Source organism: Oxalobacteraceae bacterium OTU3CAMAD1 (assembly GCA_024123915.1).
In the GTDB taxonomy this organism is placed as follows: Bacteria; Pseudomonadota; Gammaproteobacteria; order Burkholderiales; family Burkholderiaceae_D; genus Rugamonas.
In genome coordinates, this window is the sequence record CP099650.1 from 7,109,569 (window position 1) to 7,123,608 (window position 14,040).

Genomic DNA, 14,040 nt, shown 5'->3' on the forward strand with positions numbered 1-14,040 from the left:
ATTTCAAACGTTATTCAAGCGGCAGCGTCATGGCCTTGGCGGCTTCGGTCTGCGTCACGCGGAAGGCTTCCAGCTTGTCGGCCAGCGCGTCGTCGTTGGCGGCGATCATGGCCACGGCCGTCAGCGCGGCATTGGCGGCGCCCGCCTCGCCGATGGCGAAGGTCGATACCGGCACGCCCTTCGGCATCTGCACGATGGACAGCAACGAATCCTCGCCGCGCAGATACTTCGACGGCACCGGCACGCCCAGCACCGGCACGATGGTCATGGCCGCGACCATGCCCGGCAGGTGCGCGGCACCGCCGGCGCCGGCGATGATGGCGCGCAAGCCGCGCGCACGCGCGCTCCTGGCGTACGCGTACATCTCGTCCGGCATGCGGTGCGCGGAAATGACTTGCGCCTCGAACGGCACGCCGAACTGCTTGAGGATGGCGACCGCGTTTTGCATCACGTCCCAGTCCGAGGACGAGCCCATGATGACGCCGACCAGCGGTTTGTTGTTAGCGTCCGCCATCTCAGGCCTTCAGCTTCTGGCCGGTCAGGCGCTCGATCGCTTCGAAGTACTTGGCCTGGGTTTTGTCGATGACGTCGGCCGGCAGCGCAGGCGCCGGCGCGGTCTTGCCCCAGTCCAGCGTTTCCAGGTAATCGCGCACGAATTGCTTGTCGAACGACGGCGGCGACATGTCCGGCGCGTACGAATCCGCAGGCCAGAAGCGCGACGAGTCGGCCGTCAGCACTTCATCCATCAGGTGCATGACGCCGTTTTCGTCCAGGCCGAATTCGAACTTGGTGTCGGCGATGATGATGCCGCGCGTGGCAGCGTAGTCCGCTGCTGCCGTGTACAGTTTGATGCTGATATCGCGCATTTTGGCGGCCAGTTCGGCGCCGATGCGGCTTTCCATGTCGGCAAAGCTGATGTTCTCGTCGTGCTCGCCCAGATCGGCTTTCGCGGCCGGGGTGAACAGCGGTTCAGGCAATTTCTCCGCCTGGCGCAGGCCCGCAGGCAACTCGATGCCGCAGATGCTGCCCGTCGCCTGGTAATCCTTCCAGCCCGAACCGATGATGTAACCGCGCACCACCGCCTCGACCATGATCGGCTTCAGACGCTTGGCGACCACGGCGCGGCCTTTGACCTGCTCCACCTCATCGGCTGCCACCACGGACTCTGGCGCGACGCCGGTCAGGTGGTTCGGCACGATGTGGCCCAGTTTCTCGAACCAGAAATCGCTCATCTGGTTCAAAACCATGCCCTTGCCGGGGATAGGTTCGTTCATGACAACGTCGAAGGCCGACAGGCGGTCGGTGGTGACGATCAGAATTTTATCGTCGCCGACGGCGTAGTTGTCGCGGACTTTGCCATGGCCGAGCAGTGGCAGGGATTTGATGGAGGATTGGTAAAGGCTGTTCATAGCGGAGAATGTATTAACCAAACGTAGAAAAAGCGAAAACCGGCGACAAGGAAACCTTGCCAGCCGGTCAAGAGATTCGGGCAACCTTCGCCCGTCCAACCCGAATTTTACTTCACAATCTGTTGCAGCTCGCCGGCCTTGTAACGCTCGGCCATTTTTTCCAGCGTAACTTGCTTGATTTTCGATGCCTGACCGGCGCAACCGAACTGCTCGAAACGGGCGCGAACGATTTGTTCGGCGGCCAGACGGGCAGGCTTCAGGTAATCGCGCGGATCGAATTTCGATGGGTTCTGGAACATGAACTGACGGATCGCGGCGGTCATCGCCAGGCGGATGTCGGTGTCGATGTTGATCTTGCGAACGCCGTGGCGGATGCCTTCCTGAATTTCTTCAACCGGCACGCCGTAGGTTTCTTTCATGTCGCCGCCGAATTCGCGGATGATGGCCAGCAGTTCCTGCGGCACCGACGACGAACCGTGCATCACCAGGTGGGTGTTAGGAATGCGCGCGTGGATTTCCTTGATGCGGTCGATCGCCAGGATGTCGCCGGTTGGCTTGCGGGTGAACTTGTAGGCGCCGTGCGAGGTACCGATGGCGATGGCCAGCGCGTCGCACTGGGTTTGCTTGACGAAGTCGGCGGCCTGGTTGACGTCGGTCAGCAGCTGCTCGCGGGTCATGGTGCCGTCGGCGCCGTGGCCGTCTTCCTTGTCGCCCTTCATCGTTTCCAGCGAACCCAGAACGCCCAGCTCGGCTTCCACGGTAACGCCGATGGCGTGCGAGAACTTGACCACTTCACGCGACACTTCCACGTTGTACTCGTACGATGCGACCGACTTGCCGTCCGCTTCCAGCGAGCCGTCCATCATCACCGACGAGAAGCCGGAGCGGATCGCGGCCATGCAGACCGCCGGCGATTGGCCGTGATCCTGGTGCATAACGACCGGAATGTGTGGGTAGGCTTCAATCGCGGCGTCGATCAGATGACGCAGGAACGCTTCGCCGGCATACTTGCGGGCGCCAGCGGATGCTTGCATGATGACCGGGCTGTCGAGCGCGTCGGCGGCGGCCATGATGGCTTGCACTTGTTCCAGATTGTTGACGTTGAAAGCAGGAATGCCATAGCCGTTTTCAGCGGCGTGGTCCAGCAGTTGACGCATGGATACGAGGGACATGATGTGTACTCCAAACAATAAAAAAACTTGGTTGCCGGAGCGTTGCGCCCCCGTTCCGCGGGGGCGCGCTATCGGACTTACTTAATACCTACTTTGACGATCTTGAGCGCGTTGGTGCCGCCGGCCTGGCCCATCTGGCCGCCCCACGTCACAACGATCATATCGCCCTTCTTGACGATGCCGTTCTGCACCAACAAGTCTTCGGCAGCCTGAAGCACGGCGGCGCTGTCGCCAGCCTGCGCTAAATTGTATGCCTTCACGTTGCGGTACAGCGCCGCCTTGCGCTGGGTCGTCACGCTCGGCGTCAACGCGTAAATCGGCGTGTCGATGTTGTGACGGCTCATCCACAGCGCGGTCGAACCGGACTCGGTCAGCGCGATGATCGCCTTGACCGCCAGGTGGTGCGCGGTGAACAGCGCGCCGTAGGCGATCGACTGGTCGATGCGGGTGAAGGTCACATTCAGGAAGTCGGCGTCGAGCTTGTTGTACTCGGACTGCTCGGCTTCCACGCAAATGGCGGCCATCATTTCTACGGTCTCGATCGGGTAGCGGCCGGAGGCGGTTTCCGCCGAGGTCATCACCGCGTCGGTACCGTCCAGCACGGCGTTGGCCACGTCGGACACTTCGGCGCGGGTCGGCACGGCGTTGAAGATCATCGACTCCATCATCTGCGTCGCGGTGATCGCCAGCTTGTTCGACTCGCGCGCCATTTTGATCATGCGCTTTTGCAACGCCGGCACCGCCGCGTTGCCCACTTCCACCGCCAAGTCGCCACGGGCGACCATGATGCCGTCGGAGGCGTCGAGGATCTCCTGCAGCACAGGGATCGCTTCGGCGCGCTCGATCTTGGCGATCATCATCGGCTTATGGTTGAACGGCTCGCCGGCGATATTGGCCAGCGTGCGCGCCATTTCCATGTCGGTTGCGCTTTTCGGGAACGAGATCGCCAGATAATCGCACTGGAAGCTCATCGCCGTCTTGATGTCTTCCATGTCCTTGGCGGTCAGCGCCGGCGCGGTCAGTCCGCCACCCTGGCGGTTGATGCCCTTGTTATTGGACAGCTCGCCGCCGATTTTCACGGTGGTGAAGATTTCATGGCCGACGATCTTGTCGACCACCAGCACGATCAGGCCGTCGTTCAGCAGCAGCTTGTCGTCGGCGCGCAGATCCTGCGGCAGCGCCTTGTAATCCAGACCGACGCGTTCCTGGTTGCCCAGTTCGCCGTTCTCGCCCCACTTGGCGTCCAGGATGAACTTGTCGCCGTTGGTCAGATCGATCTTACCATTTTCAAATTTGCCCACGCGGATCTTAGGACCCTGCATGTCCGCCATGATCGCCACTTCGCGACCGCATTCGGCCGCCGCCTCGCGCACCAGCTTGGCGCGGTCGATATGGTCCTGCGCCTTGCCGTGCGAGAAATTCAAACGCACGACATCCACCCCGGCGCGTATCATTTTTACCAGAACGTTGAAGTCTGTAGAGGCCGGGCCGATCGTTGCGACAATTTTGGTACTACGGGACATAGGATTCCTTAGCGTTGGGTCATGCGGAAAGCCCCCGCGACACCGGCGGGAACCAGGAAAAAACCAGGAAAGCTGCACTGTAAGCTCGTGTTGAGCTTGGTGTCGCCCGTTTCGAAGCTGCCAAAGTGGCTACCGATGTAGCCAAACTACAAACCTTTGTAGCAAACTTTCACAAACCGGGCTTTTTTCAGCTATTACTAGGATTTTACTGGCAATTTGCTACACCGCACGACCGTGCTTTTTACGTCACATTGAGTCAAAAGTTATTGCGCCGCAGCACGCTGCGTCAGGATCTCCACCGCTGGCAAGGTCTTGCCTTCCAGGAATTCCAGGAAAGCGCCGCCGCCGGTCGAGATGTAACCGATCTGCTCGGTGATACCGTATTTGGCGATCGCCGCCAGGGTATCGCCACCGCCGGCGATCGAGAACGCCTTGGAGTTGGCGATGGCCAGCGCCAGGGTCTTGGTGCCTTCGCCGAACTGGTCGAACTCGAACACGCCGACCGGACCGTTCCAGACGATGGTGCCGGCGCCCGCGATTTGCGCGGCCAGGGTGGCGGCGGTTTTAGGACCGATATCCAGGATCATGTCGTCGTCGGCGACGTCTGCCACGTCCTTGACGGTGGCGACGGCGGTTGGCGAGAATTCCTTGGCACACACGACATCGACCGGGATCGGCACTTGCGCGCCGCGCTTTGCCATGATGTCGATGATGGCCTTGGCTTCTTCCACCAGTTCGTTCTCGACCAGCGATTTACCGATGTTCAGGCCGACGGCCTTCATGAAGGTGTTGGCGATGCCGCCGCCAACGATCAGATTGTCGACCTTGTCGGCCAGCGCTTTCAGAATCGACAGCTTGGAAGATACTTTGGAACCGGCGACGATGGCCAGCAGCGGACGGGCCGGGGCGCCCAGCGCCTTGCCCAATGCGTCCAGCTCGGCGGCCAGCAGCGGACCGGCCGACGCGACCGGCGCGAACTTCGCGATGCCGTGGGTCGAAGCCTCGGCGCGGTGGGCGGTGCCGAAAGCGTCGTTGACGTAGATATCGCACAACTTGGCCATTTTTTGCGCCAGTTCGTCGTTGTTCTTCTTCTCGCCCTTGTTGACGCGGACGTTTTCCAACAGCACGACCTGGCCCGCTTGCAGGTTCTCCAGACCGGCGCCATCGACCCAGTTCTGTTTCAGCTCGACCGGCTGGCCCAGCAGCTCGGACAGGCGCGCGGCGACTGGCGCCAGGCTGTCTTCCGGTTTGAACTCGCCTTCGGTCGGGCGGCCCAGATGGGACGTCACCATCACTTTGGCGCCGGCGGCCACGGCCGCCTTAATGGCGGGAACGGAGGCGCGAATGCGCGTATCTTCGGTGATATTGCCCGCATCATCCTGCGGCACGTTCAAGTCGGCACGGATGAAGACGCGCTTGCCTTGCAGCGCATTCTGGGCGATGAGATCTTGCAGACGGATGAAGTTCAAAACAGCGGACATGGCGACCCAAGGGTGAGTTGAAAGAAGACCGCTATTTTACCGCAAGCCGAGCCGTGTTTTATTGTTATTGAAATACAGGAACAAGGGTAGACAGCAAGCTGGGAAGCAAGCGTAGTGCCGTGAAGAAAGCCATGCCGAAGATAATCGTTTCGAGCATGTTGCGACGCAGCAAATAATAGCCGGTGGCCACCACGCCGGCGATTAATTTCAGGTTACTGAAATCGAGGACCGCGTGGCCGTCCGGGGCCAGCAGCAGATCCGGGAAGATAATGGCTGCAAGCGCGCAGGCCGGCGCATAGCGCAGCATTTCCTGCACCCGTTTGGGGATGGTGATGTGATGGCCGATCAGCCAAAACGAACTGCGGGTGGCGGCGGTGGCCAGCGCCAGCACACCGATGACGACCCAAATTTCCCAATCAGCCATGTGTGAATGCCAACCTTTTTCAACGTTATCAAGATATTCACTGAGACACGTAGGGCGGATTAGGCGGAACGCCGTAATCGGCCATGCATGCGTCAACGAGGCGCCAGCATGGCCGATTACGCTGCGCTAATCCGCCCTACGTGTTTCCTCGGTTACGCCACTTCTCTGCGCCCTCTTCGACTGCCATGGAGGTCAGCATTCCTACCAGCACCGCCAGCAACAGGCCCAACTTGTAGGGCAAACCCGCCGCGACCACCGACACGCCGCCCGCGACGAGCACGCCGCACAATGCCGGCCGTCCCACCATCAACGGGATCATCACGCAAATAATGGCCAACGTGCCGGCAAAACCCAGCCCCCACTCCGGCGGCACCGTGCTGCCGAGGAAGATGCCGGCGATCGAGCCGACCTGCCACGCGCCCCAGTTCGGATACATCAAGCCCTTCAGATAAGACAGCTTGCCAACCTGAGGCGCTTCGGACGGATATTTTTGCAAAAACAGCGCCACCGTCATATCCCCGGAGACATAGCCGAGCAAAAACCGGCGCGTCCACGGAAGATGTGCGAAGTGCGGCGCCAGCAAGGCCGCGAAGATAACGAAACGCAGATTGACGACAAACGCCGTCAGGAAGATGACCCAGATCGGCGCGCTCGCCGCGATCAACGGCAGCGCCGCCAGTTGGGCGGAGCCGGCGAACACCAGCAACGTCATACCCAACGCCTGCGGCACGCTCAAGCCGGACTTGACCATCGCGATGCCCACCACCAGCCCCCAGGCGCCGATGCCGAACAACGTGGGAGTGCCGACCTTCAGCCCTTCCCGCCAGGAAGGCTCATGGTGTTCCGGCACGTAGCGGCCGGGCGCGGGAGGGGTACTGCTCGGTTGGGTCATGTGGCTTCAGCTACTCAGGTGGTTGTGGCATTCCCGCCACACAGCAGGCCACACCCGTATTGTGGAGGCGCTATTTTACCGATGATTTTTGCTCAATGCGCAATTCCGTTAAAATCGTGGTTTTCACGCCTTTCGGAGCATTACAACATGACCAACGCCAACACGTCCGCCGCAGCCGCCACCAACGCCGTTGAGCTGGATGGCAAGGATTTGCCGGCACATTGCCCGAACCCAGCGATGCCGCTGTGGTCGTCGCACCCACGCGTGTTCCTGGAATTCAACCACGACGGCGTCGCCAAGTGCCCTTACTGCGGCACCGCCTACCGCCTGAAGCCGGGCACCGTCGTCGGCCACCATTAATATGCACACCGCCAGCCGCGTCCTCCGGAGCCAGCATGCCCATTAAACGAGAAAAACAGTTGAACGGCAGCGCCGTCGAGGTGGAAACGGCGTTCTACGCCGCGCTCAACCGCGCCGACCTGGACGCGCTGATGGCCCTGTGGGCCGACGACGAAGAGATCGTCTGCGTCCATCCGGGCGGCACCCGCCTGATCGGCCACGCGGCGATCCGCTCCTCGTGGAGCAAGATCCTCGAACACGGCGGCCTGCACATCATGCCGTCGCAGCTGCACGAAACCCACAATCTGATGAGTTCCGTGCACACGGTGGTCGAAGGCACGACCGCCGCCAGCGGCGAACCGGCGCACCTGCTGGCCACCAACGTCTACGTCAAAACACCGCGTGGCTGGCGCATCGTGCTGCACCATGTGTCGGTCGCGCCCGGTCCTGTGCCCGCCGACACGGCGACGCAAATCCTGCATTAACGCCACCATCGACCGTCCGCCGTGAAGTACACCGCTCCGTTCTGGCTGCCTAGCGGTCACCTGCAAACCATCTACCCGGCCGTCGCCATCGCCAAGCCGGCGGTGACGTTCCGCCGGGAACGCTGGGATGCGCCGGACGGCGACTTCGTCGATGTCGACTTCGTCGACGGCAAGCCGGGGCAACCGTTCGTCGTGCTATTCCACGGCCTGGAAGGCTCGTCCGACAGCCACTACGCGCGCGCCCTGATGGCAGACATCGCCGCGCGCGGCTGGTCCGGCGCGGTGCCGCATTTCCGTGGCTGCTCCGGCGAGGCCAACCGCGCGCCGCGCTTTTACCATTCCGGCGACGCCACCGAAGTCGACTGGATCATCCGCCGCCTGCACGCACAGCGCGTCGAACAAGGCGGCGGCAAGTTCTACGCGGCCGGCGTCTCGCTGGGCGGCAACGCGCTGCTGCGCTGGCTGGGCGAATCGCAGCACCAGGCCGACTTCGTCGACGCCGCGTGCTCGGTGTCGGCGCCGCTGGACCTGGCGCAGGGCGGCGCCTCGCTGTCGAGCGGCTTCAACATGATCTACACGCGCATGTTCCTGCAAACGCTCAAGCCCAAGTGCATCGCCAAGCTGCGGGAGTTCCCCGGCCTGTTCGACCTCGACGCGCTGCACGCGGCGCGCGACCTGTACGCCTTCGACAACGTCGTCACGGCGCCGCTGCACGGCTACCGCGACACCGACGACTACTGGGACCGCGCCAGCGCCAAGCACGTGCTCAACGACATCACCGTGCCCACCCTGGTGCTCAACGCCAGGAACGATCCCTTCCTGCCCGGGCGCCATCTGCCGCAGCGTGCGGCACCAAACGTCGTATTGGACTATCCTGACCACGGAGGCCATGTCGGCTTCGCGGTCGGCGGGCTGCCGGGCAAGCTGCACTGGCTGCCGCAGCGTCTGATTCACTTTATGGAAGGCGCCAACGACGGTATGGACAACGGTATGGACAAGAAGCGGATGGCCAAGAAACATGGATGACATCGTCAAGCAGGCCTTGGCCAAATGGCCGAACGTGCCGCACTGCTACGGCTGGCTGGGTCTGGACGCGCGCGGCAACTGGCGCATGCGCGACGAGCGCGCCCAGCAGCAGAATCTACCCGGCGACAAGCTCGCGCACGAGGCGCTGATCGCCTTCATCGTGCGCAACTACGCGGCCGACGAACGGGGTTGCTGGTATTTCCAGAACGGCCCGCAGCGCGTCTACGTGAACCTGGAAGCGACGCCCTACATCGTGCGCACCGATCCGTCCAGCGGATGGCTGCTGCACACGGGCACAGCGATGGGCGGCATCGACAAAGCGGTGTTGACGGAGACCGGCGCGCTGGTCTTGCGCAGCGGTGAAATCGTCGCCCAGCTGGACGACCGCGACTTCGCGCAGGTGCTGCCATTGCTCAGGATGAACGACGAGCCGGTGGCCGACGAGACCTTGCTGGAATGGATGGAGAGCGACGCGCACTCGGTCGCCTCCACGTTGACGCTGACCGATCACGAGCGTCAGGTGCCGGTGTACCGCGTGGCCGCCGCGCAGTTGGCGGCGCACTTCGGCTTCGTCAGCGAACCGACCGCCCCGGCGTAAGGTCCGGGGAACCCTGGCGCAGCCGGTCGAACGGATTGGTCGACTGGTTGGAGAACGGGCTGTTCGGGTTTTTGGTACGGTCGTCGTCCTCGGCGCGGGAACCCGAACGCATCTCCGCCTTGAACGCCGGGCGGTTCTCGGCCTCGCGCAAATCCTTCTTGCCTTTTTCGCCCAAGTCCTCGCGCCGGCGCGCCTGCAACTCGCGCTCACGCGCATCGATCACGGCTTGGTCGTAGAACGACGCATCGGGCGCCTTGCGCGCATAGCCCAGCTGGTCGAGCGCCGACAGCACCCCACCCTGCAACACGTACGACTCGGCCAGCGCCATGTGCTGCAACGCCACCTTGCCCTGCTTCGAATACGTCTGCGCCAGCAAATCGTAGGCGTTCGGATCTTCGCGGTACAACTGCACCTGTTCGCGCAGATAGCTGCCCGCCTCCTCGTACTTGCCGGCGGCGATCAGCGCCTCGCCGTACAGGTGCGCGATGCCGCGCGACAGCGGATAACGCTGGTGCGCCGCCTCGGCGTCGACCACCGCCTGCGCGAGGACGGCCTTGTCGTTGGTCTGCGCCAGTTTGATCTCGATGGCCGTGCTGACGAAGATCGCATCTGACGACGGCTTCGGCGCCGCACTGAAGGTGCCGGCGGCGGGCGCCTTGCCGAACGTCGCGCGCGCCTTGTCCAGCCACACCTGCGCGTTGGCGGTGTCGCCTTTTTTCAGCGCCAGGAAGGCCATACCGTACTGCCCCGCCGTCAGCTGATGGCGGTTCTCCTGCAACATCTGATTCTCAAAAAACGTCTTCGACTCGGCATAGCCCTGCGACGTCTGATCCTGCAACACGCGCGCGCGCGACCGAACCAGATAGAAATCGAGGCTGTCGACCCGCTGCTTGTACGGCTGGTCGCGGATGCGCGCCTGGATGTCGGCGATGCGCTCGGTCGTCAGCGGATGACTCTGCAGGTAAGCAGGCACCAGATCGCTGTAATTGCGGCTGGCAGCCTGCATGCGCTGGAAGAAGCCCACCATGCCGGTCGTATCGAAGCCGGCCTCGCCCATGATCTGGAAACCGATGCGGTCGGCCTCGCGCTCGGCGTCGCGGCCGAAATTCAGTTGACGCTGGATCGCCAGTCCCTGCCCGCCCATGAACACGCCCATGGCCGCGTCGCCGCCGGCACGGGACGCCAGCGCGGCCAAGATCATCGCCGCCAGCGGGATCAGCGCATCCTGCTTTTGCTGGCCGATGGAACGGGCGATGTGGCGCTGCGCCACGTGGCCGATCTCGTGGCCGAGCACGGACGCCAGTTCCGATTCGGACTGCGCCGCCAGCAGCAGCGCCGAGTGCACGGCGATAAAGCCGCCCGGCAACGCGAACGCGTTCAGGTTCGGATCGCGCACGGCGAAGAAGTAATAGTCGAAATTGGCCTCGCCGCGCGCGTCCGGGCGGGCCGCCACCAGCGCGTTGCCGAAAGTGTTCAGGTACTCGAGGATGGGACCGTCGTCGAGGAAATCGCGGTCGCGCCGGATATCGCGCATGATCTCCTCGCCCAGCTTGCGCTCCATCAGCGGCGACAGGTCCTGGCGTTCGGTATCGCCCAGCGCCGGCAGATTGGGAATCCTGGCGGGCGCGAGCGCGTTCTGCGCCATGGCCATCGGCATGGCGACCAGCAGGGCAGCCGCGATCATGCGCATGCGCAGCGGACGGCGGCCATCGTAAGGAGGGGGGCAACGGTTCGATTTCACGGTGATATGATACCCGCATCTTGGGTGCTTCCGCACAGTGCCCGCCACTGAATTATTTTGTTAGCTCTTCATCATGACCGACACCACATCCGCTCCGCCATCCGACCACCTGACCCACTTCGACGCCTCCGGGCAAGCCCACATGGTCGACGTCGGCGCCAAGCAGGAAACCCACCGCATCGCGCTGGCCAGCGGGACCATCCGCATGAAGCCGGAGACCCTGGCGATCATCACCGGCGGCACGGCCAAGAAGGGGGATGTGCTCGGCATCGCGCGCATCGCCGCGATCATGGCGTCCAAGCGCACCAGCGACTTGATCCCGCTGTGCCATCCGCTGGCGTTGACGCGGGTGACGGTGGATTTTGAGACGGATGTGGGGAATTCGAGTGTGCACTGCAAGGCGCAGGTGGAGACTTACGGCAAGACCGGCGTGGAGATGGAGGCGCTGACTGCGGTGCAGGTCGGCCTGCTGACTGTTTACGACATGTGCAAGGCGGTGGATCGCGGGATGGTGATGAGCGACATCCGGGTGATGGAAAAGCATGGTGGGAAGTCGGGGGATTGGAGCGCGACGAGCTAGTTCGCTCCCGGCGATGCTATCGCATCCGACTTATCCACGGCGGCGCCGGCCATCGCCTCCCCCGGCGGGCACGGAGGACAACACCGCCGTTATTAAAATTCACAAATCCGCATCTTTTTTCCGTAATAAATCGTCAAAACACAACGCTTTTCCCCCTTAGTCCTTGTCCATGGCAGCCTGATCGATGGCTGCTTTGTTACTCTAAGTTAACGCGTATATAATAAATAGCACGGAAGTAATTTTTTGACAGTTACGTTGCCGTGGTCGCCGATGCGCCTGCGAGAAAGAACTTGAATGAGCAGCAACCCGCCCCCGAGCGAAGCCAAGACTCAGGAATACGAATTCGAACAGATGAACCTGCAGGTGGGCGGCAGGATCCAGTTCATCACGCATCGGACCATGAAGCCGATCCAGCACTTTTCGACCATCATCGGCTGGGTCAAGGATGAATATTTGATCGTGAAGGTGCCGTTTGAGAACAACGCGCCGATCTCGATCAACGATGGCGACAAGCTGACCATCCGCGTGTTTTCCGGCGTGAACGTCTGCTCGTTCTCGTGCGTCGTGCAGCGCGTGTTTCCTCGTCCGTTCTTTTATGCGCATCTGTCGTTCCCGGTGTCGATCCAGGGGACCAGTCTGCGAGCGGCGATGCGGGTGAAGGTGGATATTCCGGCGCAGGTGACGACGCCGACTGGCACGTCGTCGGTGTTCCTGGTGAACCTGAGCGTGTCCGGGGCGCTGATCGAGTCGCCGAAACGGTTGCCGGAGGATGATGCGCAGGTTGGGCTGTCGTTCTATTTGATCGCGCAGCCGGGCAACCGGCAGGTGCGCGTTAATCCGAATGCGACGATCCGCAATATCAATGTGGTCAAGCCGGCGGCCGGGGATAAGCCGGAGGTGTTCACGTACGGCGTGCAGTTTGTGGATTTGGATCCAGTGCATTACACGATGTTGCAGAATTTGACGTATGAGGCCTTGATCGCGGATCGGCAGAAGATTGTGTAAGGATTCGTACCAATAAAAAAAACCGGCCGAGGCCGGTTTTTTTATGCAACATCGCTGTTATGGTGTGATGTTGTTTTTCAAGAGCGCTGTCTTGGCTGCGTCATGGGTGACCGTGGTTGTGGTAGTCCATACGAGATTGGTGGCGCCAGCCGCGATCGCCGGCGTGTAGGTCACGGTTTGGCCGTTGACGCCGGTACCCAGACCACCTTGCAAGGTCAATACGACAACCCCGTCCGCAACCGTTGCCGAAAGGACTTCCTTGGTGGTGGTGAACGCGGCTGGAATGCCGTTTTGGCCGGTATCGCAGTCCGTCAGCACGCCGCCGGCTTCTTGCGCACACAATGCGACAGCCGTTTTCAGCGAGTCGGCGGCGCCTTGGATATTGGCGACTTTTGCTTTGACCGTGTAGTCGCTATACGCAGGGATCGCGACCGCTGCCAGAATGCCGATAATCGCAACCACGATCATCAGTTCGATCAGGGTGAAGCCGGCCTGTGCTTGTTTCTTCATCATTTTCATGGATTTCATTTTGCGACTCCTGTGGGGTGAAAAAATTGGGTGGTACACCTGTCTTATCGCAAGCGGTGTGCCAGCCTATTTTTTAAGCAAAACGGGCCGGAATATTTTCAGAAACCTCATTTTCTCCCCTCAGAGTGCCGTTTTTTGTCAGTTCGTACCGCCGCGTTTTGTCAGCTGTGACAATGCGTGACAATTATTGTCAGGCGATGCGGAAGGCCATCTGCGTGCCGCCGAGGTCGATGACATCGCCATGCGCGAGCCGCCATGCCTGCTTTCCGACCGCGACGCCATTGACCAGCGGCGCCTGCCCTCCCTCGATATGCGTCAACGTATACACATCCGGCTGGCGCTCGATCACCACCACCTGCACGCCGGTGCGGCCGAGCGTGGTCTGGGGCTTGGTCAGCGCCATTTGTTTACCAGTATTGTTGCCATTTAAGACTTCGATGTGGGCCAGCAGCGGCTCGGCGGCCATGCTCGGCCGCACGCCGTCGGCAACGAACTCGACCTGGAACTTGGCCATCTTGATGAGGTCCTGGTGCTGGAGGAAATGCTTGCCAATGCGGTGGCCGTTGACGAAGGTGCCGTTGGTGCTGTGCAGGTCTTCCAGGAAGGAGTCGTCGAGGATGGTGACGATGACGGCGTGCTCGCCGCTGACGGCCGGGTGCGCCAGCACGATGTCGTTGCGCGGATGGCGGCCGATGGTCATCCGTTCTTTGCTCAGCTGAACCTGCTGTTCCACCTGGCCGTCGCGTGTGACGATGATCTTCGCCAAATCCGATTCTCCAAAAAATAAAGGGGAGCGCTAGGCTCCCCTTCATTATTCCACATTCAACCGGGCTGTTA

At 61.8% G+C, this 14,040-nt stretch carries 16 protein-coding genes; 6 read left to right on the forward strand and 10 right to left on the reverse strand.

Going from position 1 to position 14,040, the window contains the following annotated elements; translation table 11 throughout:
* Nucleotides 1-10 precede the first annotated feature (10 nt).
* The 7 genes from purE to NHH88_30495 all read right to left on the reverse strand — a co-directional run bounded on the left by purE (nucleotide 11) and on the right by NHH88_30495 (nucleotide 6,901).
* On the reverse strand, nucleotides 11-514 hold the full coding sequence (purE, locus tag NHH88_30465) for a 5-(carboxyamino)imidazole ribonucleotide mutase (GenBank protein USX13918.1): 504 nt from the start codon (nucleotides 512-514) through the stop codon (nucleotides 11-13).
* A gap of 1 nt (nucleotide 515) precedes the next feature.
* The gene (locus NHH88_30470) at nucleotides 516-1,409 is read right to left on the reverse strand and encodes a phosphoribosylaminoimidazolesuccinocarboxamide synthase (protein USX13919.1); all 894 of its coding nucleotides are present in this window, start codon (nucleotides 1,407-1,409) and stop codon (nucleotides 516-518) included.
* Nucleotides 1,410-1,516: 107 nt separating this feature from the next.
* Complete coding sequence (gene fba, locus NHH88_30475; protein USX13920.1) at nucleotides 1,517-2,581, reverse strand: fructose-bisphosphate aldolase class II; 1,065 nt, start codon at nucleotides 2,579-2,581, stop codon at nucleotides 1,517-1,519.
* 77 nt (nucleotides 2,582-2,658) lie between these two features.
* Nucleotides 2,659-4,104 (reverse strand): pyruvate kinase, encoded by a 1,446-nt coding sequence (pyk, locus tag NHH88_30480; protein USX13921.1) that lies wholly within the window; start codon nucleotides 4,102-4,104, stop codon nucleotides 2,659-2,661.
* A 263-nt stretch (nucleotides 4,105-4,367) separates the two neighbouring features.
* Entirely contained in the window at nucleotides 4,368-5,573 is a 1,206-nt protein-coding gene (locus tag NHH88_30485) for a phosphoglycerate kinase (GenBank protein ID USX17482.1), read from the reverse strand.
* A 76-nt stretch (nucleotides 5,574-5,649) separates the two neighbouring features.
* Nucleotides 5,650-6,009, reverse strand: coding sequence for an AzlD domain-containing protein (locus NHH88_30490; protein USX13922.1), 360 nt, complete (start codon nucleotides 6,007-6,009; stop codon nucleotides 5,650-5,652).
* Nucleotides 6,010-6,145: 136 nt separating this feature from the next.
* Nucleotides 6,146-6,901, reverse strand: a complete 756-nt coding sequence (locus NHH88_30495; protein USX13923.1) for an AzlC family ABC transporter permease — start codon at nucleotides 6,899-6,901, stop codon at nucleotides 6,146-6,148.
* Between the two features lie 147 nt (nucleotides 6,902-7,048).
* On the opposite strand from NHH88_30495, the gene NHH88_30500 reads away from it, so the two are divergent.
* From NHH88_30500 to NHH88_30515, 4 genes are read left to right on the forward strand one after another with little or no spacing between them, the layout of a single operon-like run.
* Complete coding sequence (locus NHH88_30500) at nucleotides 7,049-7,261, forward strand: zinc-finger domain-containing protein (GenBank protein ID USX13924.1); 213 nt, start codon at nucleotides 7,049-7,051, stop codon at nucleotides 7,259-7,261.
* 35 nt (nucleotides 7,262-7,296) lie between these two features.
* Complete coding sequence (locus tag NHH88_30505) at nucleotides 7,297-7,725, forward strand: nuclear transport factor 2 family protein (protein ID USX13925.1); 429 nt, start codon at nucleotides 7,297-7,299, stop codon at nucleotides 7,723-7,725.
* A gap of 21 nt (nucleotides 7,726-7,746) precedes the next feature.
* Complete coding sequence (locus NHH88_30510; GenBank protein ID USX13926.1) at nucleotides 7,747-8,751, forward strand: alpha/beta fold hydrolase; 1,005 nt, start codon at nucleotides 7,747-7,749, stop codon at nucleotides 8,749-8,751.
* Nucleotides 8,744-9,349 carry a DUF2946 family protein gene (locus NHH88_30515; protein ID USX13927.1) on the forward strand — a complete coding sequence of 202 codons (606 nt, stop codon included), beginning with the start codon at nucleotides 8,744-8,746 and terminating at the stop codon, nucleotides 9,347-9,349. The genes NHH88_30510 and NHH88_30515 overlap by 8 nt, the downstream gene beginning before the upstream one ends.
* On the opposite strand, the gene NHH88_30520 is transcribed toward NHH88_30515, so the two are convergent.
* Nucleotides 9,324-11,039: a M48 family metalloprotease gene (locus NHH88_30520; protein USX17483.1), complete on the reverse strand. Its 1,716-nt coding sequence runs from the start codon at nucleotides 11,037-11,039 to the stop codon at nucleotides 9,324-9,326. The two genes, NHH88_30515 and NHH88_30520, sit on opposite strands and share 26 nt — an antisense overlap.
* 124 nt (nucleotides 11,040-11,163) lie before the next feature.
* Here NHH88_30520 and moaC point away from each other — a divergent pair, with 124 nt between their 5' ends.
* Nucleotides 11,164-11,670 carry a cyclic pyranopterin monophosphate synthase MoaC gene (moaC, locus tag NHH88_30525; GenBank protein ID USX13928.1) on the forward strand — a complete coding sequence of 169 codons (507 nt, stop codon included), beginning with the start codon at nucleotides 11,164-11,166 and terminating at the stop codon, nucleotides 11,668-11,670.
* A 294-nt stretch (nucleotides 11,671-11,964) separates the two neighbouring features.
* Nucleotides 11,965-12,675 (forward strand): flagellar brake protein, encoded by a 711-nt coding sequence (locus tag NHH88_30530; GenBank protein ID USX13929.1) that lies wholly within the window; start codon nucleotides 11,965-11,967, stop codon nucleotides 12,673-12,675.
* A 57-nt stretch (nucleotides 12,676-12,732) separates the two neighbouring features.
* On the opposite strand, the gene NHH88_30535 is transcribed toward NHH88_30530, so the two are convergent.
* Both NHH88_30535 and NHH88_30540 read right to left on the reverse strand, forming a co-directional pair.
* Nucleotides 12,733-13,185: a prepilin-type N-terminal cleavage/methylation domain-containing protein gene (locus tag NHH88_30535; GenBank protein ID USX17484.1), complete on the reverse strand. Its 453-nt coding sequence runs from the start codon at nucleotides 13,183-13,185 to the stop codon at nucleotides 12,733-12,735.
* A gap of 208 nt (nucleotides 13,186-13,393) precedes the next feature.
* On the reverse strand, nucleotides 13,394-13,969 hold the full coding sequence (locus NHH88_30540) for an FHA domain-containing protein (GenBank protein USX13930.1): 576 nt from the start codon (nucleotides 13,967-13,969) through the stop codon (nucleotides 13,394-13,396).
* Nucleotides 13,970-14,040 lie beyond the last annotated feature (71 nt).

Coding starts and splice junctions, on each gene's coding strand:
- NHH88_30535 (USX17484.1), bottom strand. CDS start 13,185: ATGAAGAAACAAGCACAGGCCGGCTTCACCCTGATCGAACTGATGATC.
- fba (USX13920.1), bottom strand. CDS start 2,581: ATGTCCCTCGTATCCATGCGTCAACTGCTGGACCACGCCGCTGAAAAC.
- NHH88_30530 (USX13929.1), top strand. CDS start 11,965: ATGAGCAGCAACCCGCCCCCGAGCGAAGCCAAGACTCAGGAATACGAA.
- NHH88_30505 (USX13925.1), top strand. CDS start 7,297: ATGCCCATTAAACGAGAAAAACAGTTGAACGGCAGCGCCGTCGAGGTG.
- purE (USX13918.1), bottom strand. CDS start 514: ATGGCGGACGCTAACAACAAACCGCTGGTCGGCGTCATCATGGGCTCG.
- NHH88_30520 (USX17483.1), bottom strand. CDS start 11,039: ATGCGCATGATCGCGGCTGCCCTGCTGGTCGCCATGCCGATGGCCATG.
- NHH88_30470 (USX13919.1), bottom strand. CDS start 1,409: ATGAACAGCCTTTACCAATCCTCCATCAAATCCCTGCCACTGCTCGGC.
- moaC (USX13928.1), top strand. CDS start 11,164: ATGACCGACACCACATCCGCTCCGCCATCCGACCACCTGACCCACTTC.
- pyk (USX13921.1), bottom strand. CDS start 4,104: ATGTCCCGTAGTACCAAAATTGTCGCAACGATCGGCCCGGCCTCTACA.
- NHH88_30500 (USX13924.1), top strand. CDS start 7,049: ATGACCAACGCCAACACGTCCGCCGCAGCCGCCACCAACGCCGTTGAG.
- NHH88_30515 (USX13927.1), top strand. CDS start 8,744: ATGGATGACATCGTCAAGCAGGCCTTGGCCAAATGGCCGAACGTGCCG.
- NHH88_30490 (USX13922.1), bottom strand. CDS start 6,009: ATGGCTGATTGGGAAATTTGGGTCGTCATCGGTGTGCTGGCGCTGGCC.
- NHH88_30495 (USX13923.1), bottom strand. CDS start 6,901: ATGACCCAACCGAGCAGTACCCCTCCCGCGCCCGGCCGCTACGTGCCG.